At 61.6% G+C, this 20,436-nt stretch carries 23 protein-coding genes and 2 tRNA genes; 20 read left to right on the forward strand and 5 right to left on the reverse strand.

Annotated elements, in window-relative coordinates; all coding sequences use genetic code 11:
- Nucleotides 1–12: 12 nt before the first annotated feature.
- Together LC531_RS17100 and LC531_RS17105 are read left to right on the forward strand one after the other, a co-directional pair.
- Nucleotides 13–678 carry a carotenoid biosynthesis protein gene (locus tag LC531_RS17100; protein WP_223652420.1) on the forward strand — a complete coding sequence of 222 codons (666 nt, stop codon included), beginning with the start codon at nucleotides 13–15 and terminating at the stop codon, nucleotides 676–678.
- Nucleotides 679–696: 18 nt separating this feature from the next.
- The gene (locus LC531_RS17105) at nucleotides 697–1,281 is read left to right on the forward strand and encodes an arylesterase (protein WP_223652422.1); all 585 of its coding nucleotides are present in this window, start codon (nucleotides 697–699) and stop codon (nucleotides 1,279–1,281) included.
- 6 nt (nucleotides 1,282–1,287) lie between these two features.
- Here the strand turns inward: LC531_RS17105 and LC531_RS17110 are convergent, their stop codons facing one another.
- Complete coding sequence (locus LC531_RS17110) at nucleotides 1,288–1,521, reverse strand: hypothetical protein (RefSeq protein WP_223652423.1); 234 nt, start codon at nucleotides 1,519–1,521, stop codon at nucleotides 1,288–1,290.
- On the opposite strand from LC531_RS17110, the gene LC531_RS23020 reads away from it, so the two are divergent.
- The 10 genes from LC531_RS23020 (at nucleotide 1,520) to LC531_RS17160 (ending at nucleotide 10,004) form a co-directional block, all read left to right on the forward strand.
- On the forward strand, nucleotides 1,520–1,798 hold the full coding sequence (locus LC531_RS23020) for a transposase (protein WP_223653985.1): 279 nt from the start codon (nucleotides 1,520–1,522) through the stop codon (nucleotides 1,796–1,798). The two genes, LC531_RS17110 and LC531_RS23020, sit on opposite strands and share 2 nt — an antisense overlap.
- Nucleotides 1,799–1,867: 69 nt before the next feature.
- Nucleotides 1,868–2,440, forward strand: a complete 573-nt coding sequence (locus tag LC531_RS17120) for a DDE-type integrase/transposase/recombinase (protein WP_223652425.1) — start codon at nucleotides 1,868–1,870, stop codon at nucleotides 2,438–2,440.
- Entirely contained in the window at nucleotides 2,430–2,735 is a 306-nt protein-coding gene (locus tag LC531_RS17125; RefSeq protein ID WP_223652427.1) for an integrase core domain-containing protein, read from the forward strand. Before LC531_RS17120 ends, LC531_RS17125 begins: the two co-directional genes overlap by 11 nt.
- A 361-nt stretch (nucleotides 2,736–3,096) precedes the next feature.
- Complete coding sequence (locus LC531_RS17130; protein WP_223652428.1) at nucleotides 3,097–3,975, forward strand: DUF3592 domain-containing protein; 879 nt, start codon at nucleotides 3,097–3,099, stop codon at nucleotides 3,973–3,975.
- Nucleotides 3,976–4,640: 665 nt separating this feature from the next.
- Nucleotides 4,641–4,991 (forward strand): hypothetical protein, encoded by a 351-nt coding sequence (locus tag LC531_RS17135; RefSeq protein WP_223652430.1) that lies wholly within the window; start codon nucleotides 4,641–4,643, stop codon nucleotides 4,989–4,991.
- A 30-nt stretch (nucleotides 4,992–5,021) separates the two neighbouring features.
- Complete coding sequence (locus LC531_RS17140) at nucleotides 5,022–5,495, forward strand: aspartyl protease family protein (protein ID WP_223652432.1); 474 nt, start codon at nucleotides 5,022–5,024, stop codon at nucleotides 5,493–5,495.
- A gap of 425 nt (nucleotides 5,496–5,920) precedes the next feature.
- Nucleotides 5,921–8,404, forward strand: a complete 2,484-nt coding sequence (locus LC531_RS17145; RefSeq protein WP_223652434.1) for a PAS domain-containing sensor histidine kinase — start codon at nucleotides 5,921–5,923, stop codon at nucleotides 8,402–8,404.
- Between the two features lie 15 nt (nucleotides 8,405–8,419).
- Nucleotides 8,420–8,833, forward strand: coding sequence for a response regulator (locus tag LC531_RS17150; RefSeq protein ID WP_223652436.1), 414 nt, complete (start codon nucleotides 8,420–8,422; stop codon nucleotides 8,831–8,833).
- 248 nt (nucleotides 8,834–9,081) lie between these two features.
- The gene (locus LC531_RS17155; RefSeq protein WP_223652438.1) at nucleotides 9,082–9,408 is read left to right on the forward strand and encodes a hypothetical protein; all 327 of its coding nucleotides are present in this window, start codon (nucleotides 9,082–9,084) and stop codon (nucleotides 9,406–9,408) included.
- Between the two features lie 164 nt (nucleotides 9,409–9,572).
- Nucleotides 9,573–10,004, forward strand: a complete 432-nt coding sequence (locus LC531_RS17160; protein ID WP_223652440.1) for a hypothetical protein — start codon at nucleotides 9,573–9,575, stop codon at nucleotides 10,002–10,004.
- A gap of 550 nt (nucleotides 10,005–10,554) precedes the next feature.
- Here LC531_RS17160 and LC531_RS17165 read toward each other — a convergent pair.
- The 3 genes from LC531_RS17165 to LC531_RS17175 all read right to left on the reverse strand — a co-directional run bounded on the left by LC531_RS17165 (nucleotide 10,555) and on the right by LC531_RS17175 (nucleotide 11,157).
- Nucleotides 10,555–10,698, reverse strand: coding sequence for a hypothetical protein (locus LC531_RS17165; protein ID WP_223652442.1), 144 nt, complete (start codon nucleotides 10,696–10,698; stop codon nucleotides 10,555–10,557).
- Nucleotides 10,699–10,929: 231 nt separating this feature from the next.
- Nucleotides 10,930–11,012 (reverse strand) — tRNA-Leu (locus LC531_RS17170).
- Between the two features lie 69 nt (nucleotides 11,013–11,081).
- Nucleotides 11,082–11,157 (reverse strand) — tRNA-Gly (locus tag LC531_RS17175).
- Between the two features lie 361 nt (nucleotides 11,158–11,518).
- Between LC531_RS17175 and LC531_RS17180 the strand changes: the two genes are divergently transcribed.
- The 5 genes from LC531_RS17180 (at nucleotide 11,519) to LC531_RS17200 (ending at nucleotide 15,221) form a co-directional block, all read left to right on the forward strand.
- On the forward strand, nucleotides 11,519–12,079 hold the full coding sequence (locus LC531_RS17180; RefSeq protein WP_223652444.1) for a fasciclin domain-containing protein: 561 nt from the start codon (nucleotides 11,519–11,521) through the stop codon (nucleotides 12,077–12,079).
- A gap of 265 nt (nucleotides 12,080–12,344) precedes the next feature.
- Entirely contained in the window at nucleotides 12,345–12,824 is a 480-nt protein-coding gene (locus LC531_RS17185; RefSeq protein ID WP_223652446.1) for an energy transducer TonB, read from the forward strand.
- Between the two features lie 27 nt (nucleotides 12,825–12,851).
- Nucleotides 12,852–13,376: a hypothetical protein gene (locus LC531_RS17190; RefSeq protein WP_223652448.1), complete on the forward strand. Its 525-nt coding sequence runs from the start codon at nucleotides 12,852–12,854 to the stop codon at nucleotides 13,374–13,376.
- Between the two features lie 150 nt (nucleotides 13,377–13,526).
- On the forward strand, nucleotides 13,527–13,961 hold the full coding sequence (locus tag LC531_RS17195) for a putative signal transducing protein (protein ID WP_223652450.1): 435 nt from the start codon (nucleotides 13,527–13,529) through the stop codon (nucleotides 13,959–13,961).
- An 87-nt stretch (nucleotides 13,962–14,048) separates the two neighbouring features.
- A complete protein-coding gene (locus tag LC531_RS17200; RefSeq protein WP_223652453.1) occupies nucleotides 14,049–15,221 on the forward strand; it encodes a PA14 domain-containing protein in 1,173 nt (390 codons plus the stop codon).
- A 14-nt stretch (nucleotides 15,222–15,235) separates the two neighbouring features.
- On the opposite strand, the gene LC531_RS17205 is transcribed toward LC531_RS17200, so the two are convergent.
- Complete coding sequence (locus LC531_RS17205; RefSeq protein WP_223652455.1) at nucleotides 15,236–16,699, reverse strand: alpha/beta hydrolase family protein; 1,464 nt, start codon at nucleotides 16,697–16,699, stop codon at nucleotides 15,236–15,238.
- A 304-nt stretch (nucleotides 16,700–17,003) separates the two neighbouring features.
- On the opposite strand from LC531_RS17205, the gene LC531_RS17210 reads away from it, so the two are divergent.
- The 3 genes from LC531_RS17210 (at nucleotide 17,004) to LC531_RS17220 (ending at nucleotide 20,395) form a co-directional block, all read left to right on the forward strand.
- A complete protein-coding gene (locus LC531_RS17210; RefSeq protein WP_223652458.1) occupies nucleotides 17,004–17,909 on the forward strand; it encodes an SDR family oxidoreductase in 906 nt (301 codons plus the stop codon).
- A 94-nt stretch (nucleotides 17,910–18,003) separates the two neighbouring features.
- Nucleotides 18,004–18,573, forward strand: a complete 570-nt coding sequence (locus LC531_RS17215) for a gluconate 2-dehydrogenase subunit 3 family protein (RefSeq protein ID WP_223652460.1) — start codon at nucleotides 18,004–18,006, stop codon at nucleotides 18,571–18,573.
- Between the two features lie 145 nt (nucleotides 18,574–18,718).
- Nucleotides 18,719–20,395, forward strand: coding sequence for a GMC family oxidoreductase (locus tag LC531_RS17220; RefSeq protein WP_223652462.1), 1,677 nt, complete (start codon nucleotides 18,719–18,721; stop codon nucleotides 20,393–20,395).
- The last annotated feature ends 41 nt before the right edge of the window (nucleotides 20,396–20,436 follow it).

Genomic DNA, 20,436 nt, shown 5'->3' on the forward strand with positions numbered 1-20,436 from the left:
TAACTCCTCAAAATGGAGTTATCGAACGTATCCGCGCCGGCGGCTTCCTCTACCCGGCTGCGCCTAGCGCAAGGCTTGATAGTGCTGTTTCATATCACGGGCTTTCTGGGGCTGGCGTTCAGCCAGGACAAGGCCTTTTATTTGAAATATACGCCCCTCACGCTGCTATTATCAGCGGGGCTGCTGGCGGCGTTTCAGCTGGAGCGCGGCCTGTTATTTTGGCTATTTGTAATGCAGGCATTCTTGCTGGGCATGGTGGCCGAGGTGGTGGGAACCAACACGGGCTTGCTGTTTGGACACTATACCTACGGGGCCACGCTGGGGCCGCAGTATATGGGCGCACCCTGGCTTATCGGGCTCAACTGGGTGATTACCACCTACCTGGCGGGCATACTGGCGGCCTACCTGCCACTGCCCTGGTGGGGGCGGGTACTGGTGGGCGCGGCCCTGATGGTGGGCTTCGACCTGTGCGTGGAGCCGGTGGCGGGCCGCTACGATTTTTGGCACTGGACGGGCCATATTATCCCGCTGCGCAATTTCCGCGACTGGGCGCTGCTGGCGCTGGTCATGCAGCTGCTGTTCGTGCGCACGCCCTTCCTTAAACGCAACCCGCTGGTGCCGCTGGTGTACTTGGTGCAGCTGCTCTTTTTCTTCGGCCTGACCTTGCTCAACGGGTAGGGCGAGCGGTTTTTAGCGATGAGTAACCTGATTTTTTTCGGTGACAGCCTCACGGCCGGCTACGGCCTGCCGGCGGCGGCCAGCTTTCCGGCGCTCCTTCAGGCCCGGCTCGACGCCGCTGGCCTACCCTACCGGGCCCTGAACTACGGCGTGAGTGGCGATACCTCGGCCGGGGGGCGGCAGCGGCTGGCGGCGGTGCTGGCCCGGCAGCCCGTGGCGGCCTTCGTGCTGGCACTGGGCGCGAATGACGGCCTGCGCGGCATTGCGGTGCGCGAAACCACGGCCAACCTGCGCTTTATGCTGCAAGAGGTAAAGCGGCAGTTCCCGGCCGCGCCGCGGGTACTGGCTGGCTTGCAGGTGCCCTTCGACCTGGGGCCGCTGGGCCTGCCCGGCCTGGGCCGCTACGCCCAGGAATTCGGGGCGCTGTTTGCGGAGCTGGCCCACAGCGAGGGGGTAGGGTTTATTCCGTCCTTGCTGGCGGGCGTGCTGGGCCGCCCTGCCCTCAACCTCCCCGACCGCGTGCACCCCAACGCCGCCGGCCAGCAGGTGCTGGCCACCAACGTGTGGGCCGTGCTGGAGCCCCTGCTGCGACCCGCAGGGTAGCCAGGGCTACCAGTAGCCCTGGCTATCGGGGTTGGTGATGCCATAAATGCCCCGCTGGGTATTCTGGGCCTGCAACAGCACGATGTGCGCCCCAAGCTTTGCGACTTCGCGCTTGAGCTTTTCAGTGGCACGGGCATCAATATTGGCTTGGTTGGAGAGGGAGGTTATGCCGGTGGCCTTGGCCCGCACTGAGGTGGTCGGGTAAAAGTGGACACGGGAAAAGTAACTTTCCCTTGTCATAGAAGCAGAAAAACCAGCCAGTAAACGGCAGCGAACCAAGTACGATGCAGCCTTTCGGACCGAGACGGTCCGCCGCGTAAACCAAGACGGGCAGATGGCCACGCGGGTAGCACAGGCGTTGGGCATGAGCGAGGCCGTGTTGGGCAAGTGGGTGCGGGCAGCCCGCACCCAAGCGGCTCGTCCAGCAGGCAGCGAAGCCCTAGAACAGGGAAACAAGCAGTTACGGGCCCAGCTGGCGCGGGCGGAGATGGAGCGCGATATTTTAAAAAAGTGCTGACCATCTCCCAAATGCTTGACGCGCATTTTCACAAAAGACGGACCGATGAAACGCTTCGCTTTCAGTGCCTTGCATGCTCCCAGTTGGCCCGTGCGGCAGCAGTGCCGGCTGCTAGGCGTCAGCCCCAGCGGCTACTACGCGTGGCAGAAGCGCGTCCCCGTTGCGGCCGCCGAACTAGCGCTTGTCGCCTGGCAAGTGGCGGCCCAGCGCGTCTTTTCTACTCATGCCGGCTGCTATGGGCAACGCCGGCTACGCGCCCAGTTACGGCGCGAAGGCCACGCGGTGGGCCGGCATCGGCTGCGCGGCTGGCTCAGCGCCAGCGGCTTACGGGCGCTCTGTACCCGCGCCAGTTCTCGCCCCCCGCGCACCACGCAGGCCGACCCACAGGCCGTGGCCGCTGCTAACAAGCTCGCCACTTGGCCCGCGGCTACGGCCCCCAACCAGGTTTGGGTCGGCGACATCACCTATCTGGCTCTAGTCACGGGGCAGTGGGCGTATCTGGTGTGCTGGAGCGATGCCTGCTCCCGGCGCGTGGTGGGCTGGCACGTGAGCGCGTCGCTGCATACGAACTTGATTCTGACCGCTTTTAAGCGGGCCGTGGCCGTTTGCCAGCCCCCCGCCCGGTCTGCTCGTGCACGCTGACCACGGCAGCCAGTACACCAGCGAAGCGTTTACCCAGCTCCTGGACCGCACCCAGGCCATTGCCAGTCTGAACCAGCCAGGCAGCCCGTATGACAATGCCCTGGCTGAGAGTGGCTGGAGTACGCTCAAAACGGAATTGCTGCCCCCCGGAGCCTGCTTCACTGACTTAGAAGAAGCTCGCTTCGAACTGGCCGAGTACCTCGACCACTACTACAACACCCAGCGGCTACACTCCGCCCTGGGCTACTGCACCCCCCTCGAAATAGAATTGCACTACCTCTTCAAGCTACCTTAGCTCGGTGTCCGTTTGCATCCGACTACCTCAAGCGCTTCCTCACCAGCGGCAGGATTTTTATTGATTGCCTTGTAAGATACCTCGACGACTTCCGACTTACCCGGCCTACGACTTATGACAATATGAAGACCGAGACTATTCTCGACAGTCACCACCGCTGTCTCTAACCCAGCTATCTGGGCCATCACCGGAGAAGAAGCCAAGGCCAGCAAACACGTCCCCAAGAATACTAGGTTTTTCATGGCCGCGAATATAGTTTTGCTACTATCCCCTAGTCCTCCCTCATTCTACCCGAAGTTCCCTGTCGCTCCTAACCTGCGCTGTAGCAGCCCGTACATCACGCGGCACAGCCCCACTACCTATGCAGCTCGTCGCACACCTCGTTTACTGGTATAGCACACATGCCCTGTACTGTATGCCGGTGGCCGCGGTGCTCATCCCGGCCGTTTTGCTGGGCACCCGGTCGCTACCGGCGGGCGTGCAGCAGGCGCTGACAGGGATGGTTATTGGCCTGGCCGTGCTCACCTTCTTCACCATCTTCGCCGGCTCCTGGCTGGCCGGGTGGCTGGTGTACCGGGTGGGGGAGACGGGGCAAGGTGAAGTAGTAAGCACCTACGCGACCAGTGTGCAGTACAACAACCACGACGTGCGCGGCCACCATGTGCTGCTCCGCACGCAGACGGGACAAACAGTTGCCACTTCCTTCGAAGACGATAATTTCAACGTGTATCCACCCGCCAATTCCGTTAATTATCCCGACGTGGGGGAGAAGTTCACGGCCCGCTACCTACCAGCCTACCCTCAGGACTTTGTCATTATCACTAACGATAATAGCCCCTATGCGCACGGAAAGCAGTGCGCGGCCCTGCTGGATTCGCTACAAGAGGCTCGCCGCACCCACGAGTTCGACCTGACCATTGCGGCCAGTAAGCAGGCTTACCGCGCCCTTATTCACCGCGTCATCGCCCGAGGCTGCTACACCGACAGCACCGACCTGCGGGAGTATGACGGCGACCTAGCTAAGGTGCAGCTCGAGCCTTGCCAGGCGCTACTCGATTCGTTAGATATCGTTCGTACCCGCTACAACGCCGACGTGGCCGACGAAACCAACAAGCGGGTGTACCTGGCTCTCATCCGCCGCGTGGTGGCCCGCCCCCCTTGCTACACTGATAGTGCCGACCTACGCAAGTACTACAGCGACATGAAACGCGTGCAGGCCAGCTATCAGCAACTGCGCTAGCCGCCCGGTAGCCGCTACTGCCCGAGCCAAAGAGGTCAGTAGTTACTCACTAAGCGCGAATCCTGACGCGAGCGCAAACGCAAGAGAATTTCAGGAAGTGAGTGCCTGCCACGCGGCCGGGTGTAACAAACCGAGCAGCGGGCTTTCAGTAGCCCACGGCGCACCGATTTGCAGCGATGATTAGTAGGGCCGAGGCTAGGTATAGGGCCCAGCGGCGGCGCTGACGGGCGCAGATTAAATCATGGGGGTGCAAGGGCATTAGTTATTGCCTACTGAAGCCGCGAAGCTTAGTAAGAAGGCTAAGGCTAGCAGCACAGCTACAGCGGTAGTTACGGCAAGCACAATACGGTTTTCGTGCGAACTGGGCTGTTGTTCATTCTGCATAAAAGCTATTTTAGCTACTTCACGATGCCTAAACGGCGCGCTTCATCAAGAACGTGGAGGGGTATTCTAGGGAGTAGGTGGGGTGGCAGTTGGCTATCCAGGGTCAGGTCATCGTCGCGGCCGGCGGGGGTAACATTGTCGGTTTTAGCGCAGGAAATGGCCAGCAGGGCCAAGACTCCAGCACGGGCAAACGGGTAGTTTATTCGCGCAAAGGTGACGCCGGGGGGCGTAATTTTACCGCGGCTCTTTGCTAGCAGGCTCTTGTTCTCCACCTCGCCCCCATGCGTTTCTACCTGCTCCTGGCTCTACTCGGCCCCCTGAATAGCTCGGCACCCCGTTCTGCCCCTGCTCCCGTGCTCTACCGCCTGGATGCCACGCCTGCGTTCACGCTGCCCTTCGAGTTGGTAGGAGGCGTTATCGTCCTGCGCAACCTGCGCTGCAATGACCAGCGCGGCGACTTCGTGCTCGACACGGGGTGCACGTATGGTTTAGTGGTCGAGCAGGCCGCTTTTGCGCGCCAGATGCACCCCAGCGCCACCCAAGGCCTCAGTACCGCCGGTTCGGTGTCCCTCCACGAGCTGACCATCACGCAGTTTGGCTTTGACCCGGCTCGCCCACCGCAAACAGCATAGGGCCTTTAGCTCGCGGCCATTCGGGCCGTCATGGGGCCGCGGCTGCTCGGACTCATCGACACGGGCCTACTGCGACACTATGAAGTAGTGCTTGCCTATGGCCACTACCGGCTAAGCTGCTACCCGCTGGACGCGCCGGCGGCTCGGCCCTTCATCCGGCGCGACTCGGTAGCCTTCACGCTCCAAAAGGGGTGGCTCGTCGCCGTGGACTTTATCGATTCCGTGCCGGTGCAATTACTCCTCGATACGGGCACCCGCGATAGCCATTTCGATACCGACTTCGCGCAAGCTCTGACGGCCGGTACCCGCCCGACGAAGGCGCAACGCGAAACCATCATCACCCCTGGCGGCCGAGTGGCGGCCCAACGCGCCACGCTGCCCCTATTACAGGTGGGGACTACGCTGTGGCAAAACATACCGGTGGTGTTAGCGCCGCCTGTACACTACCAGAGTGAGCAGGCGCTACTCTACCAAGGCGTGCTAGGTAATCTATTCTTTAGGTAAGACCAACTAGTTAGCTTTCATTTCGGCCGCCAGCAACGCTACTCCCTAGTGCCCCGGTCCGCGCTAGTGCTGAGCTGCTTACAGGTTCGGCAGCGCCCGCTGCAACTGCTGCTCAAAGCTGGTCACGTCGGGCCGATAGTCGGCGGCTGCAGTACTTGCCGCAACGGTACATACTGCAACAGCCCCTCACCCACGGGGACAGTTAGTTCCACTTCGTGCAGGTGCAGGTGCCGGTGAGCCAAACACGTAGGTGCTTAGCTTACTGATACGCTGTCGCAGTAGACCTGGTAAAGATGACTGTGTTAGCCAATAAATCTTACTCAAGGCCTCACAGTAGCGGTTTCTTACTGCTTGCGCTGTCAGAAAGGCAAGGGAAAATCTTAGCAGTACCTTCACCCATACTTAAGTTCCCTTCGCCCTTCCTCATGCCCGATTCTTCTGTGCTAGCGCCGCCCAACGATACTAACCCAGCTGACTTGGTGGAGGTGTTACTCACCATTTCGCTAACCGGCGTGATTCTCTTTCGCCCGGTCTACGAGACTGGGGGCGCGACCATCGTTGATTTGGCCTACGAGCGCCTCAATCCCACCGCTCAGCACATGCTGCGGTTACCAGAATGCCCGTCTGAAACCTTCTTGACTCTGTTTCCGATGGCGGCGCAACAAGAAGGCGTGTTCGCCTTTTACCGGGACACTTTCTTAGCGGGACAAATCGGGCGGCACCAATTTAATTATCAATACGACGGGTTGGATGGCTATTTTCAGTTGGTGGCCCAGCGCCAGGGCCCCCGGTTGGTAGTAAGTTTCACAGATGGCAACGACCAGTCGCGCACGGCCGTTGAACAGGCCCTGCGCCTCAGCCAGGCCCGCGAGCAGGCTGCCCGGACGGAGGCAGAGCGCCAGCGTGGCGAACTGGAGCGCTTGTTTGAGCAGGCACCGGTGGCCATTGCCGTGTACCGGGGCCCGAACTACGTTATTGAACTAGCTAACCCTACCGTGTGCCGGCTCTGGGGCCGCACGCCGGAGCAGCTCCTTGGCAAAGGCCTATTTGAGGCGTTGCCCGAAGTAGCCGGCATGGGCTACGAGCAGTTGCTCGATGGCGTGATGGCCACTGGCGAGCCGCACGTATCGCGGGGGATGGAGGCGGTACACGAGCGCGAGGGCCGGCGCGACACCGTGTACTGGGATTTCGTGTACGTGCCCATGTACAACAACGCGGGGCTAATCGACGGGGCTATGGTGGTGGCTACCGAAGTGACCGCGCAGGTGCTGGCCCGCCAGCAAGTCGAACAGCTCAACCAAGAATTGGAAGTCCGCGTGGCGGAGCGCACAAGCCAGCTTACCGCGCAGCAGCATTTGCTCAGTCAGATTCTGGCGCAGGTGCCGGCCGCCATCGCTACCCTCGCCGGCCCTGAGCATCGATTCACTTTCTTCAATGAGCTCTATCAGAATATGGTGGCTGACCGGGCTATCCTGGGCCACCCGGCCAACGAGGTACTGCCCGAAGTAGCGGAGCAGGGCTTCATCGACCTACTGAATCAGGTATACGCCACAGGTCAGCCCTTCATCGGCACCGAAATCCTGATTATGCTCCACGACCAAGCAACTGGAAAGGCTGAGCCGCGCTATGTGGATTTCATTTATCAGCCGTTGCAAGACGGCCAGCAGCGAACGCAGGGGGTGCTGGCCTTCGTGCTGGACGTGACGGACCGGGTGCGGGCCCGCAAGCAGGCCGAGACCCTGCAAGCCGCCATGCTGGCCGTCGTACAGCGCCAGGCGCAGCAGCGGCAGGATATCTACCAGATATTTGCGCAGACGCCGGCTGCCATTGTGCTGCTACGCGAGCCCGACCACCGCATTGACTACTATAACCCCGCCTTTGAAGCGCTGTTTCCGCCCGAGGAATGGACCGGCCCGCTGAACGGCCACAGCCTGGGCGAAGTGTACCCGCGCCTTAAACTGGCCGGGCTGGTGCGCCTGCTCGACCGGGTATTTGAAACGGGCGAGCCGCAAGTAGTTATCGACATGGCACTGGCGGAGCTTCAGCCCGGCAGTCCGCGGTACGTTACTTTCGCCTACCAGGCTTACCGCGAAGAAGGCCGCATCGTGGGCGTCGCTGCCTTCGTGTACGACGTGACCGAGCAGGTGCTGGTCCGCCAGCAAGTGCAGGCGCTCAACGGAAACTTGGCGGCCATCAACGAGGAGCTTTATGACACCAACGCTCGCCTCACGCGCACCAACACCGACCTCGATACGTTCGTCTACACGGCCTCGCACGACCTCAAGGCCCCGATTGCTAATATCGAGGGCCTGTTACTGGCCCTGCGCCAGCAGCTCCCCCCCGAGGCCCTGCAAGCCGACCTAGTGCCACGCCTTTTCGAACTGATGGAAGGCTCGGTAGCCCGCTTCCAGCAGACCATCGGCTACCTCACCGACATCTCCCAGCTACAACGGGCCGATGCCCCCGAGACGACCGACCTACCCGCCCTCATCGACGCCGTGCGCCTCGACCTAGCCCCGCTCCTGGAAACTACCCCCGTCACGCTGACCGTGGTCATGGACGGCTGCCAGGCCGTGCGCGTGGCCCCCAAAACGCTGCGCTCGGTAGTCTACAACCTGCTCAGCAATGCCGTGAAGTACCGCGCCCCCGACCGGCTAGCCCAAGTGCAACTGCGCGCCCACTGCACCCCTGGCCGTCTGGTGCTCGCCGTGCAGGACAACGGCCTGGGCCTCAGCAATGCCCAGCAGGGCGAGCTGTTCGGCATGTTCCGCCGCTTGCATACTCACGTCGAGGGCTCGGGCGTGGGGTTGTTCATGGTCAAGCGCCTGGTGGAAAACGCCGGCGGTACCATCACCGTCGAAAGCCAGCCCGGCGTGGGCTCCACGTTCACCGTTTCACTGCCCGCTTAGGCCGGTCTTTATCTTATGGAAAAGCTTTCCAGCGTACTACTCGTCGACGACGATTCGACCAATAACTTCTTAAACGAGCTGCTGTTCAAGCAGCTTAACGTGACCGACCACCTGCTCACGGCCGAGGACGGGGCCAAGGCCCTGGAACTCATCGCCCACACCGACGAGCCCGGTGAGCCTGCCCTTATCTTGCTAGACGTGAAGATGCCCGGCATGGGCGGCATCGCCTTCCTCGAAGCCTACCGTCAGCTGCCCGCCACCCAGCGCGGGGCTACGGTCATCATCATGCTCACTACCACTATGGACGCCCGCGACCTAGACCGCCTGGAGGAGTTAAGTATTGCCGGCTTGGTGAGCAAGCCCCTAACGAAGGAGAAAATCGACCAGATTTTGCAGCTGCACTTTCAGCGGCGCCTACCGGCGAGCTAGGTTCGCCGTAGCGTGGGTCGCCTCGGCCTTGGAGCGGGCCATTCTAGAGCTGCTATTAGCTGTTTTGGATGAGGTAATAAGTGTAGTGTGGGATTCAGCTGGCGACTGACTTTAGGAAAAAGCCTAGACGGTGTGGCTGAAGCTCCCGCACTGACAATTACCAATTTCCCTTACCTGCTTCCGAGTGCAGCGGCCGTAAGTAACTTTGTGGAAGCTGCCGTCGCGTACGTGGCGTTGCCCCTCCCCCGATGCACCAATTCAGTGCTACCCGTGCCGATTTTATCGACCAGGTACTCACCTCCTGCTTTCCCGGTGAAATCGCCAAACGCTTTCTGTTTGCGGACGGCGAAGTGGGCGCCTTATATACGATGGGACAGAACCGGGCCTCCGGTAACGCCTGCCCAGTAATCTTGTATGTGGCTACCTTCGCCCCATCCTTCCAGCAGGGTGGCCGGCATGACTTTGGTCTTGATTTCCTGGAGCAGCCCGTGCAGAGTGCCGAGGAAGCAGCGCATGTACTAGCCCACTTCCAACGCGCGGACGCCCAGCTGTTTCGCGCCAGTTGCCGCGCCTGACGAGCGGCAGGCCCTCGGGCCGGGTCCGGTGGCTACCCTCCTTCAGGGCGCGGTTCGCCCGAGCTGTGCGACCGCGAAACGAGTAATGAAACGCTTTGTAATTAGCCTAAGACCTGTACTTTCGCCCATTGCCCTGCTGCGGTCTCTTTTCCTTCCTCCTCCAGATGCTTTTAACCAGCACTATTGACCCCCGTGACCAAAGCTCCTGCGTGCTTACGTACGAGGAAGTCAACCACTGGCTGCGCGCCACCTGGCGCGGCTATGTGGACCCGATGGAGGCAATGCAGGGGGCCGAAGCTTATTTACGGCACGCTGCGCACACCCCCAGCCCCCTGCTGCTGAACGACAATAGCCGCTTGCGCGGGCCCTGGTTTGACAGCCTCGACTGGCTGGCGGAGGTGTGGATGCCGGAAGCCGCCCGGCTAGGCTTGCGTTACGTCGCCCATGTGGTCCAGTCCGACCGGCACTCGGATATTATTCCCCCTCGGCTCACTACCGCGCTGCCGTTTGAGTTGCAGATTTTTCAGAATCTGGACGACGCCCAGCACTGGCTACGGCGCTGCTGGCAAGTAGTAGCGGCGGAGAAGATGGGGTAGGCTAGTAATCGCATGGATGCGCCGCAGTAGGGCAGCTAGCCCAATTGCCACAGGTAGGCGGCTGCCGTTGCTTCGTCGGTAAAGGAGCAGTAGCAAGCGGTTCGGCAGTAAAGCTGAAGAAGCCCCACCGGGAGCTGTGCTATGGAGAAGGCCGGGCTCACTCACACTCGGGACTTTCGCCGCCGCTAGCGCTACCTTCTTGCCAATACCTCGAATTAAAGGGTAGTTCAGGCTGCCTTGCTCGTTGCTGTCCATCTTTGACTTCGTCAGGGCGTAGCCGACAATCTGGCTACCCGCGTTGAGCGCGCCGAAGCTATTGGTCTTGCTGGCCTAGTTGAGCGCGGCTCGGTTTGTGTCGAGCGTCTGCTGGTCGGCCCGCTGATATTGCGCTTGCTTATCGAGCAAGCTGCTCAAGTGCTGGCTCTGCTACTGGTGAAAGGCATCCTGGCGAATGCCCAAGTCGGCCTGGGACCGCGTGCGATTCTAGTTGCTGTTACTGAGCAGGCCCAGGATGGAGCTGCTGCTGATGCCTGCGCGGGGGTGGTGGCATTCAGCGTGCTCTGCTGGCCAAGTCCAACTCCTCCCGAAAGGCGGACAGCATATTATCACCCAGCTTCAAGTTGCTGGCCTCATTACCCTGAATACCTTTGTAGGCAGCGGGTAAGCCCAGTTGGGCCAAGGTAAGCAAGGCCATAAATAAAAAAGTGAGGCCAGCAAAAAGACGGGCTAGCGCACCCGTGAGCAGGCCGGCCCATTTACCGGGGTAAGCTGGCAACTAAAACTCAGGCGTATTTAAGAATAAGGAAGACTGCTTAAAAAGCAGCCATTTTCAGGGAAGCCTAGGGCTTAGCCAAAGTCCATTGTACCCGGTACTGTACCCCAAACAAATAAAACCCCGTTTGCAGCCTGCAAACGGGGTTTTTCGTACCAGAGACGGGACTCGAACCCGTAAGCCACTGAAGGCAAGTGAGTTTAAGTCACTCGTGTATACCATTCCACCACTCCGGCAATACCCAAAGGTACGCAGAAACCCAACTATAGGGCAAAACAAAAACGCCACCCGAGGGCGGCGTTTTTTGGAGCGGGAGACGAGGTTCGAACTCGCGACCTCGACCTTGGCAAGGTCGCGCTCTACCAACTGAGCTACTCTCGCTTGAGGTTTATCCGCCTTGGTGGCGGTTGGTGGTGCAAAGGTAGGCAAAAGGTGGGGGTAGGCAAGGGCAGGCCGCTATTTTTTTGCTATCCGAGAGCTTGTAACTTCATTTTCAAGTAAAAAAAATCTAAACAACAAGCTAAAGCTGTTTGTATAACTCTCAGAAGCTGGAGTAATAGGCTGTATTTGAGAATGCGCCGACCTACCCCCTCCTTAGTTGCGAAGCATAGCAGCGTTCGAATAGCTTCTAAAGTTGCTAGAGAGATTTTTTGACACGTCCAACATCCACTTATCACCGCCGGGCCGTAGGTGGAGCAGATTGCAACCTTAACTGTTTTTTCTTTTACTCCTTTTTTTACCCATGAAATTCTCTTTTGCAACCCTCGCGGTAGTAGCCCTGCTCGGCACGGCCGGCGTTCAAACGGCTTCGGCCCAGAAGGCTAAAACGGTGATGGTAGGCGGTGCCCCGATGTACCCCACCAAAAATATCATCGAGAACGCCGTTAACTCCAAGGACCACACCACGCTGGTAGCTGCCGTAAAGGCCGCCGGCCTTGTTGAAACGTTGTCGGGCCCCGGTCCTTTCACCGTATTTGCGCCTACCAACGAGGCGTTTAATGCCCTGCCCGCCGGCACGGTTGACACCCTGTTGAAGCCCGAAAACAAGGAAACCCTCACCAAAATCCTGACTTACCACGTGGTAGCCGGTACCATGACGGCCGCCGACCTGATGAAGGCCATTAAGGCTGGGGGCGGCAAGGCTACCCTAAAAACCGTGCAGGGCGAGTCGCTGACGGCCATGATGAAGGGTAAGACTATCGAGCTGAAGGACGAGAAAGGCGGCATTGCCACGGTAACCATTGCCGATGTGATGCAGAGCAATGGCGTAATTCACGTCATCAACAAAGTACTGATGCCCTAATCACGGCTTTAACTAGCTAGCTAAAAGCACCGGCTGCCCATGAGGCAGCCGGTGCTTTTTTTTGGGCCCTACCCCCTTACTCGTACCCAGCAGTGGGGTACATTAGAGGCACGGATTTTGTATTTTTTTAACTATACCCACTCGCTCTATGTTTCTTTCTACTCGTTATTATCTGGGTGCATTTTTAGCCCTAATAAGCTGGCTAATAAATAGTGAGCCTGCCCAGGCGCAGCGCACGCGAGAGACAAGATTTGAAAAGGGTTTTTTGAATAAAGGCCATAAGACCGGCGTGTGGGAATATTACGGCTACACGCCTTCGGGCGAGAAGGTGGTAGTGCAGCGCTACGATTACGACGCGGGCAGGCTGCTGTACTTTCGACCGGGGCCCGACGTGACGTGCCACGCTGAGCTGAGCCCCGGCCAGTGGAGCTACGTGTGTCCCGACCAGCCGCCGCTTTTCATCGGTAGCGACGCAGCCCTGGCCGAGTACACGCGCCGGCTGGTGTACCCGGCAGAGGCAGTGAGCCGTAATATTCAGGGCAAAGTAGTGGTGGCCTTCGTGATTGACACGCTGGGGCAGACCAGTAATTACCATTTGGTACAGCGCATCGGGGGTGGCTGCGACGAAGAGGCCCTGCGGGTGGCGCGCACCCTGCCCGCGCAGTGGGTGCCCGCCCGGCTGGGCAGCCGCGCCGTGGCTGTGGAGTACGAGCTACCCCTGAATTTTCGGCTGGCGCAGCCCTGAGCGCGGCCCCGGCCGTAGCTTGGCAGGATGAAAACTGCCCATTGGGGATTGGCCGCTGGCCTGCTGGCACTGGCTGGCTGCGACTCGACCCCGCGCGAGCGCCAAGAAATCGTGCGCCAGGAAACCCGCCAGCTCGACACGGCCGCCCAGCACGCGGGCCACACCCTGCGTCGCCTGGGCCGCCAAACGGCTCGCTTCGATTCGGCTAATCACGCCCGCCGGGCGGTGCCGCTCGACCCCAAAAAGCAAAGAGTGATGGACCAGCAGCTGCTGGGCGGCTACGCCGACCAAGTGCCGGGCCTCACGGTGGCCACTATTGCGGGGGCCTACGGCGAGCTGCTGCGCGCCACCCGCGTGCGCCGCACCGGCTGGGATGCCCGCGACTGGGACTATGCCCAGGCCACTTACCGCCGCCTCAACGACCAGCTGGCCCGCGTGCGCCTCGACCTGCCCGCCCGCGACGAACTGCGCATCCGGGCCTGGCAGGCCGAGTTTACGACTTTACGCGCCCAGCGCACGGCCAAAGACCTGCAAGCCGCGACAAAAAAATGATTGTTGAAGGATAATTGTTGGTCGTTTTAGGAATTACGCAAAAGTCGTCTACTGTTACGAGCGAAGCAATCGCCCCCGCACCACCCTTTTCTGGTGCGATTGCTTCGCGCAGCTCGCCATAATAAAAGACTAACAATCAATAAGTAGCCCGTGCCCGCTTCGGAAAATATTATCGTGCTGGAGTCGTACTACGAGCCGCTGGCGGCGCACCTGGCCCGCACCCGGCTGGAGGCGGCGGGCATTCCGTGCTTTCTGACCAACGAAAACCTGGTGTCGCTCAACCGCATGTATAGCCCGGTGGCGGGGGGCGTGCGGCTGCACGTGTATCAGCGCGACGCGGCCCGTGCCGTGGAGGCCCTGCGCGAGCCCACCGTGATGCAGGCTACCCGCGGCGGCCTGGCCGAAACGGGAGCCGAAACGCCGGGCGGCGAGCATTGCCCACGCTGCGGCTCGCAGGACGTGAGCTTCGACGCGGCCGCCGAGCCGGGCGCGGCGCACTGGTTCGTAGCCCTACTGTCGAGGCTGCGGCGCTACCCGCTGCAAGGGCGCGCGCACCACTGCTTTCACTGCGGGCTGAATTTTTAGCGGCGAGTCCCTACCCCCCTTTTTGGGATAGCTATCGGCCAAGGCTGGCGCTGGCAACTAATCGGGTCGAAGCTGTATCCTTGCGGTATGGTGTGGCACAGAGGGCTGATATACTGCTGGGCGCTGGGCGCGATGCCCCTGGGCGCGGGGGCGCAGGCCCGCCAGGTGGGGAATGGCCTAGTGGGCACCTACTACGATGGCCGCAATTTTGAGCGCCAGGTGCTGACCCGGCGCGACCCGGTCATCAACTTCGACTGGCACCAGCAAAGCCCCGCGGCGGGCCTGGCGGCCGAAGAGTTTTCAGTGCGCTGGACGGGCTGGCTGGTGCCGCCCACCACGGGCCGCTACGTGCTGCACATCAGCGTGGATGATGGTATCCGACTGTGGCTCAATGGCCAAGAGCTACTGAATGAGTGGCGGGGCCAGTCGCTGAGCTACTACCAGCTGGCCGTGGACCTCCAAGCTGGGGAGCCTTATTCGCTGCGGATAGACTACTGTCAATATTCCTTTTCGACGCGGGCGCGGCTGGCCTGGGCCCCGCCCCCTACCCCCTCAGCCGAAAGCAGCTGGCGCAACCTGTGGGGCAAGGTGCCCAACGAGCCGGGACCCGTCGTAATTCCGGCGCGCTACCTGTTTAGCCAGCGCCCTACCCCCGCGGCCCCGCCCAGCCCGTCGCCCGCAGCCGCCGTTGCGCCCAGCTCGGAGCCCGCCCGCCCTGCCGCGCCGCCAGCCCCGGCCCCGGCCCGGCTGGTGGCCGCCTCTAAAGCCGCGCTGCTACCCCAGTCTGCGGCCCTCAGCAAGCCCCGGCCGCGCAGCTATTTACGGCTCGCGCCGATGCCCGCGCCGAAGCCGGTATTGCCCACCGCCGCGCGCCGCGATTCGGGCCGGGCGGCGGCCGTAGCTACCCGCTTGGCTGCCGGGCAGGCCGTAACACTGCCCGCACTCTACTTCGAGCAAGGCCAGGCTGAGTTGCTGCCAGCCGTGCAGGCCAGCCTCGACACACTCGCGGCCGCGCTGGCCCACCGCCCCACCCTGCAGCTCGAAGTGCAGGGCCATACCGACAACCAGGGTGACCCCTTCATCAACCAGCAGCTCTCGCGGCGGCGGGCCGAGGCCGTGTGCCGCTACCTGGCCGCCCGCGGCGTAGCGGCCGAGCGCCTGCGGCCCGTGGGCTACGGCGGGGCCCGCCCCGTGGCCGACAACCGCCAGCCGGCCGAGCGCCCGCGCAACCGCCGCGTGGTGCTGCGGCCCTTACCCTAGCCACGGGCCCGCGGCTAATGCGCAGCAGCTATGCGTCGCCCCGCCCCGCGCGCGGTGGCCTTGGTGCGTGGTGTGGGGCGGCGTACCGTCACGGGTACCGGAGCCTTAGCTTGGTTTGTGAAGGATAAGAGCCAGTCGCGCAGGTAATTAAAGCCTTCGGGGGCGAAGACGGCCTGCTGCTCGCCAGCCACGATGGGCCACTGCATGCGGTCGGGTTGAAAGGCGTGGTTGACGCCCGCCAGGCGGTGAGCCTGCACGGGCTGGTGGGCCGGCCGCAGCCCCCGCTGAAGCGCCGCCAGGTTGCGGCCGGCCGCAACTTGCAAGTCGGCACTGCCATTGAGCAGCAGCACCGGGCAGCGTACCAGGGGTAGGCGGGTGGCGGGGTCAAAATCGAGGAAGAACCGCGCCCAGGGCGAGGTCAGCTGCACGGCGCGGGCGCGGGCCATTGCCTCGTCTACCCCCGTGTTGCTGCCGCGCAGCAGGGCCACAATCTTGGCGCGGGCCGCCGCCGGGCTAGGCGTCTGGCGCACAGCTTCTACCAGCTGGTCGTAGAGGCCCTGAGCGGCTTTTACCTGCCCGCCATCGGCCCCGATGAGGCGCAGAATCTCGCCCTGCTGGCGGCGCAGCACCTCGCGCCCCGGCTGCCCGTAGCCAGCCAGCGACACCACGAAGGCCGGGGCCTCCTCGGGCACGGGCGCAGCGGCGGCCAATAGCGCCACGTTGGCCCCTTCGCCGTGGCCCAGCAGGCCCACCTGCGCGGGAGCCACGAAGGGTCGGCTGCGCAAAAACTCCATTGCCGCCTGCGCATCGCTCACTAAGTCGGCGGTGGTTGAGCGGGTGTAGTCACCGCCCGATTTGCCTACCCCCCGGTCGTCGAAGCGCAGCACGGCCAAGCCGTGGCGGGTCAGAAAATCGGCCAAAATGCCAAACATGCGGTAGCCTTGCAGGTCCGAGTCGCGGTCTTGCGGACCCGAATCAGAGAGCAGAGCTACGGCCGCGAAAGGCCCTTCGCCGTTGGGCACAGTAAGCGTGCCGCGCAGTTTGATTTTATCGTCCGCGTTATAGAAGGTCACGTCCTGCTCGCGGTAGGGCGGCGTGAGGCGCAGCTTTTTGGTGGCCTGGGCGGCAATGGGAGCGGTGCCACGGGTCAGGGTTAGCTCGGTTTTGAGGCCCGGTTGCTGCCAGGTGCCAATGAGCTGGCTGCCTCCAGCCAGCACCTTACCCTCGAAACGGCTGCCCGCCTGCTCCATGCGCAGCGTCAGGTTATCATCTTTCAACTCAACCTCGACCGGCATCCGGCTGATGCGCTGCTGCGGTACGTCGAGGGCCGCATAGTAAGTGCCGTTGCTGAGGGGCACAATGGTAATGAGCAGCGTGAGCGAACCGCCGGGCACTTTTAGTGGCCCTTGCCACTGGCCGCTCAGGCGCGGCGGCGCGGGGGCGGGAGCGGCGCAGCCGAGGCCGGCAGTAGCTAGCAAGTATAAGAAAAGTAATAATTTCTTCATAAAATTTAATTATCTTACGACGGTCAAATTAATAGCGTATTGTTGCTTACAAACTACTAACCATACTCTCTTTTAGCACGTTCGGATTGCTCATTCCGACCAGTACAAGCACTACCGTTGGCTGATTACGTCCAAAGAACCAACTGCTTAGGATACTATTTTATTTTTGAGAAAAACCCCACTATGACGGTTGGGGTAAAACCGGGGCTCCGGCTTGTCCGCCAGCCGCGCCCGGCGGTTTCTACGTAAGCCCCAGACCCTTCCCAACCTTCTCCACATGGCTACTCGCAAACCCGCTGCGCCCCCTACCCCCCCCAAGCGCCCCACCGCTAAGGATATGAAGGAGCATGCCCAGAAGCTGCCTTACCCCGCCAAACAGGCCGATATGAAGCTTCAGCCCCAGACCAGCCTGGCGGCCTACCAGGCCGCCGGCAAGCTGGTAGGCAAGGTGGCCTTAATCACGGGCGGCGACTCGGGCATTGGGCGGGCAGTGGCCATTGCCTTTGCCAAGGAAGGGGCCGACGTAGCCATCTTATTCAATGAAAACCAGGAGGATGCGCAGGAAACCCAGCGCTTAGTAGCGCTGGAAAAGCGCAAGTGCCAGCTCTTGCAGCTCGACGTACGCGACCGTGAGCAGGCGTTTCAGGCGGTACGGCTGGTGCGGGCTGAGCTGGGCGGGCTCAATATCCTGGTCAATAACGCGGCTTTTCAGTTGGCGCAGGAAAAATTTGAGGACATCCCGGAGGCCCAGATTCGGCGCACCTTCGATACCAATATTCTGGGCTACATGTGGATGGCACAGGCCGTGATTCCGCATTTGAAGAGCGGCGACTGCATTATCAATACGGGCAGCATCGTGGGCATCGTGGGCATTCCGTTACTGGTCGATTATGCCTGCACGAAGGCTGGTATTCACGCCCTTACCAAGTCGCTGGCACTGTACTTGGGCGAGCGCAATATTCGGGTGAACTGCGTAGTGCCGGGGCCGGTCTGGACGCCCAATATCCCCGGTACCATGCCGCGGGAGGAGATTGCGAAGTTTGGCCACGAGGTGGCCCTGAAGCGCCCCGGCCAACCCGAAGAAATAGCGCCGGCTTACGTGCTACTAGCCTCGCAGGACGGCTCGTTTATGACTGGCGCGCTGGTGCACGTGACGGGCGGTAAGCTCAGCAGCGACGAGTAAGTTTCCCCTAAACATCTGGCCGGTTTTGCCGTTCAGTTTTCGGCTCTCCCACGCTGCTAGCCGGCAGTGGGCGGGCTTCCAACCGTTTTTTGGTATGACTTTTCAGGAACTCCTTCCCACGGCGCACGTGTCGGCCGCTACCCGCGCCGCCCTCACCCAGCGCCTGGCCGACAACGTGGCCCCCTACGAGCCGCGGTTTTTGGCCCCCGAGACCTTCCAACTGCTGGTAGCCGTGGCGGCGCGCATCTTCCCGCAGCCTGAGCGGCCGGTACCCATCGCCTTAGCCCCGTCCGTGGACCAGCGCTTGGCCGAGGGCAAGTCCGACGGCTGGCGCTACGATGCCCTACCCCCCGACCGCGAGGCGTACCGCCTGGGCCTGGGCGGCATCCAGGAAATTGCGCAAAGCTTATTTCAGGTTGATTTTGAGCAGCTTGAACCCGCTAAGCAAGACGAGGTAGTCAAGGCGTTGGCTGGTGAAAACCCGCCCGGCGCGGCCTGGCAAACGCTGCCCGCCGGCCGCTTTTTCGAGGAAATGCTGGCCGAACTGACCGAAATCTACTACGCTCACCCCTGGGCGCAGGATGAAATCGACTACGTCGGCTACGCCGACCTGCCTGCCTGGACCAAAATCGGTCTCAACGAGAAAGACCCGCGTGAAAATTGATGTGCTGATTTCTTAATGTGTTGATGTACTAAGTGGGTAATATGGTGGTTACATGAACATATTTATTATTGAAATCCTAACATGCTAGCCAATCAGCACATCAAAAAAGCACATTAGCACATCAAAAAATCAGCACATCAATTTTATGCCTGACGAAGAAATTGCCGAAGAAGGTCTGCTGACCCCGACCAAGCCCGCCATTCAGGACCCGCTGCTGCGCGAATTGCTGGCGGCCAACGACGTGGCCCCCACGCTCCAGGAAAAGCCGCAGCCCCTACCCCCCGCCGCCGAGGCGGTCGATTGCATCGTGATTGGGCTGGGTGCGGGCGGCGCGCCGCTGCTGGCCCGCCTGGCCCAAGCGGGCCTCAAGGTGGTGGCGCTGGAAGCCGGCCCCTGGCACAACCCCGAAAAGGAGTTTGCTACTGATGAGCGGGCCCAGGATTTTCTGTTTTGGAACGATGAGCGGCTGGCGGCCGGCGGCGACCCGCTGGCAATGGGCCGCAACAACTCGGGCACCGGCGTGGGCGGCTCCACGCTGCACTACACTGCTTACACTCCCCGCCCGCTGCCCGACGACCTCCACATCAAGCGCGACTTTGGGGTGGGCGAGGACTGGCCGCTGACTTACGACGACCTGGCACCTTACTACGAGGAAGTAGAGCAGTTTTTGGGCATCTCTGGACCCACGCCCTACCCCTGGGGACCGGCCCGGCCCAAGGGCTACGCCCTACCCCCCCTACCGCTCAATAGCGCCGCCCAGCTGATGGTGCGTGGGGCCGACAAAATCGGGATTAAGACCGCGCCGGCCGCCAACGCGGCGCTGTCGGCGCGCTACTACCAGGAGGGCGTGGGCTGGCGCGAGGCGTGCACCAACCGCGGCTTCTGCCAGGCGGGCTGCTCCAACGGGGCTAAAGCCAGCATGGATGTCACCTACATTCCGCTGGCCGTGAAGTACGGGGCGGATATTCGGCCCAACAGTTTCGTGACGGAGATTGAGCGCGATGCCCGCGGCCACGTAGCGGCGGTTATTTATACCCAAAATGGCGAGCAGCATCGGCTAGCCTGCAAGAATCTGTTTCTTTGTGGGGGCGCGGTAGAGACGCCGCGCTTGCTGCTGCTCAGTGAGTTGGCCTTAACTAGCGGGCAAGTGGGGCGCAACCTGATGGCGCACACCGGCATTCAGGTGTGGGGCACTTTCCCGGATGAGGTGCGGCCCAACAAGGGTATTCCCGGCGGCCTCATCTCGCAGGATACGCACCGGCCGAAAGATGCCGATTTTGTGGGTGGCTACCTGCTGCAAAGCATTGGCGTGATGCCGGTTACGTTTGCGAGCCAGGCGGCGCGGGGGCGCAAGCTCTGGGGCCAGGCCATGCGCGACTACATGCGGCAGTTCAACCACATTGCGGGCATCAACATCCTGGGCGACTGCTTGCCCCACGCCGATAACCACGTAGAGCTGAGCGATGAGCTGGACACCAAGCAGCTGCCCAAGCCGCGCCTGCACTTCACAGCCCAGGAAAACGAGGTGCGCATGACGGCCCACGCCGAAAAGACGATGCGCGCCATCTGGGAAGCCGCCGGGGCTACCGACATCTGGTCGTTTGACCGCTACGCGCACATTATCGGCACGGCCCGCATGGGCCTCAGCGGCGACGATGCCGTGGTAGACCGCAACGGCCGCGCCTTCGACGTACCTAACTTGTACATCTGCGACAACTCGGTGTTCCCGAGCGCGTTGAGTGTAAACCCGGCCCTCACGATTATGGCCTTGAGCCTACGCACCGCGGATAGGTTTCTGGAGCAGCAGCGCGTAGGCGGGTAGGCGTTAGCCTGCCATTATTTAAATAATACGCTCCGTATAAT

This window comes from Hymenobacter psoromatis, from assembly GCF_020012125.1.
Lineage (GTDB): Bacteria > Bacteroidota > Bacteroidia > Cytophagales > Hymenobacteraceae > Hymenobacter > Hymenobacter psoromatis.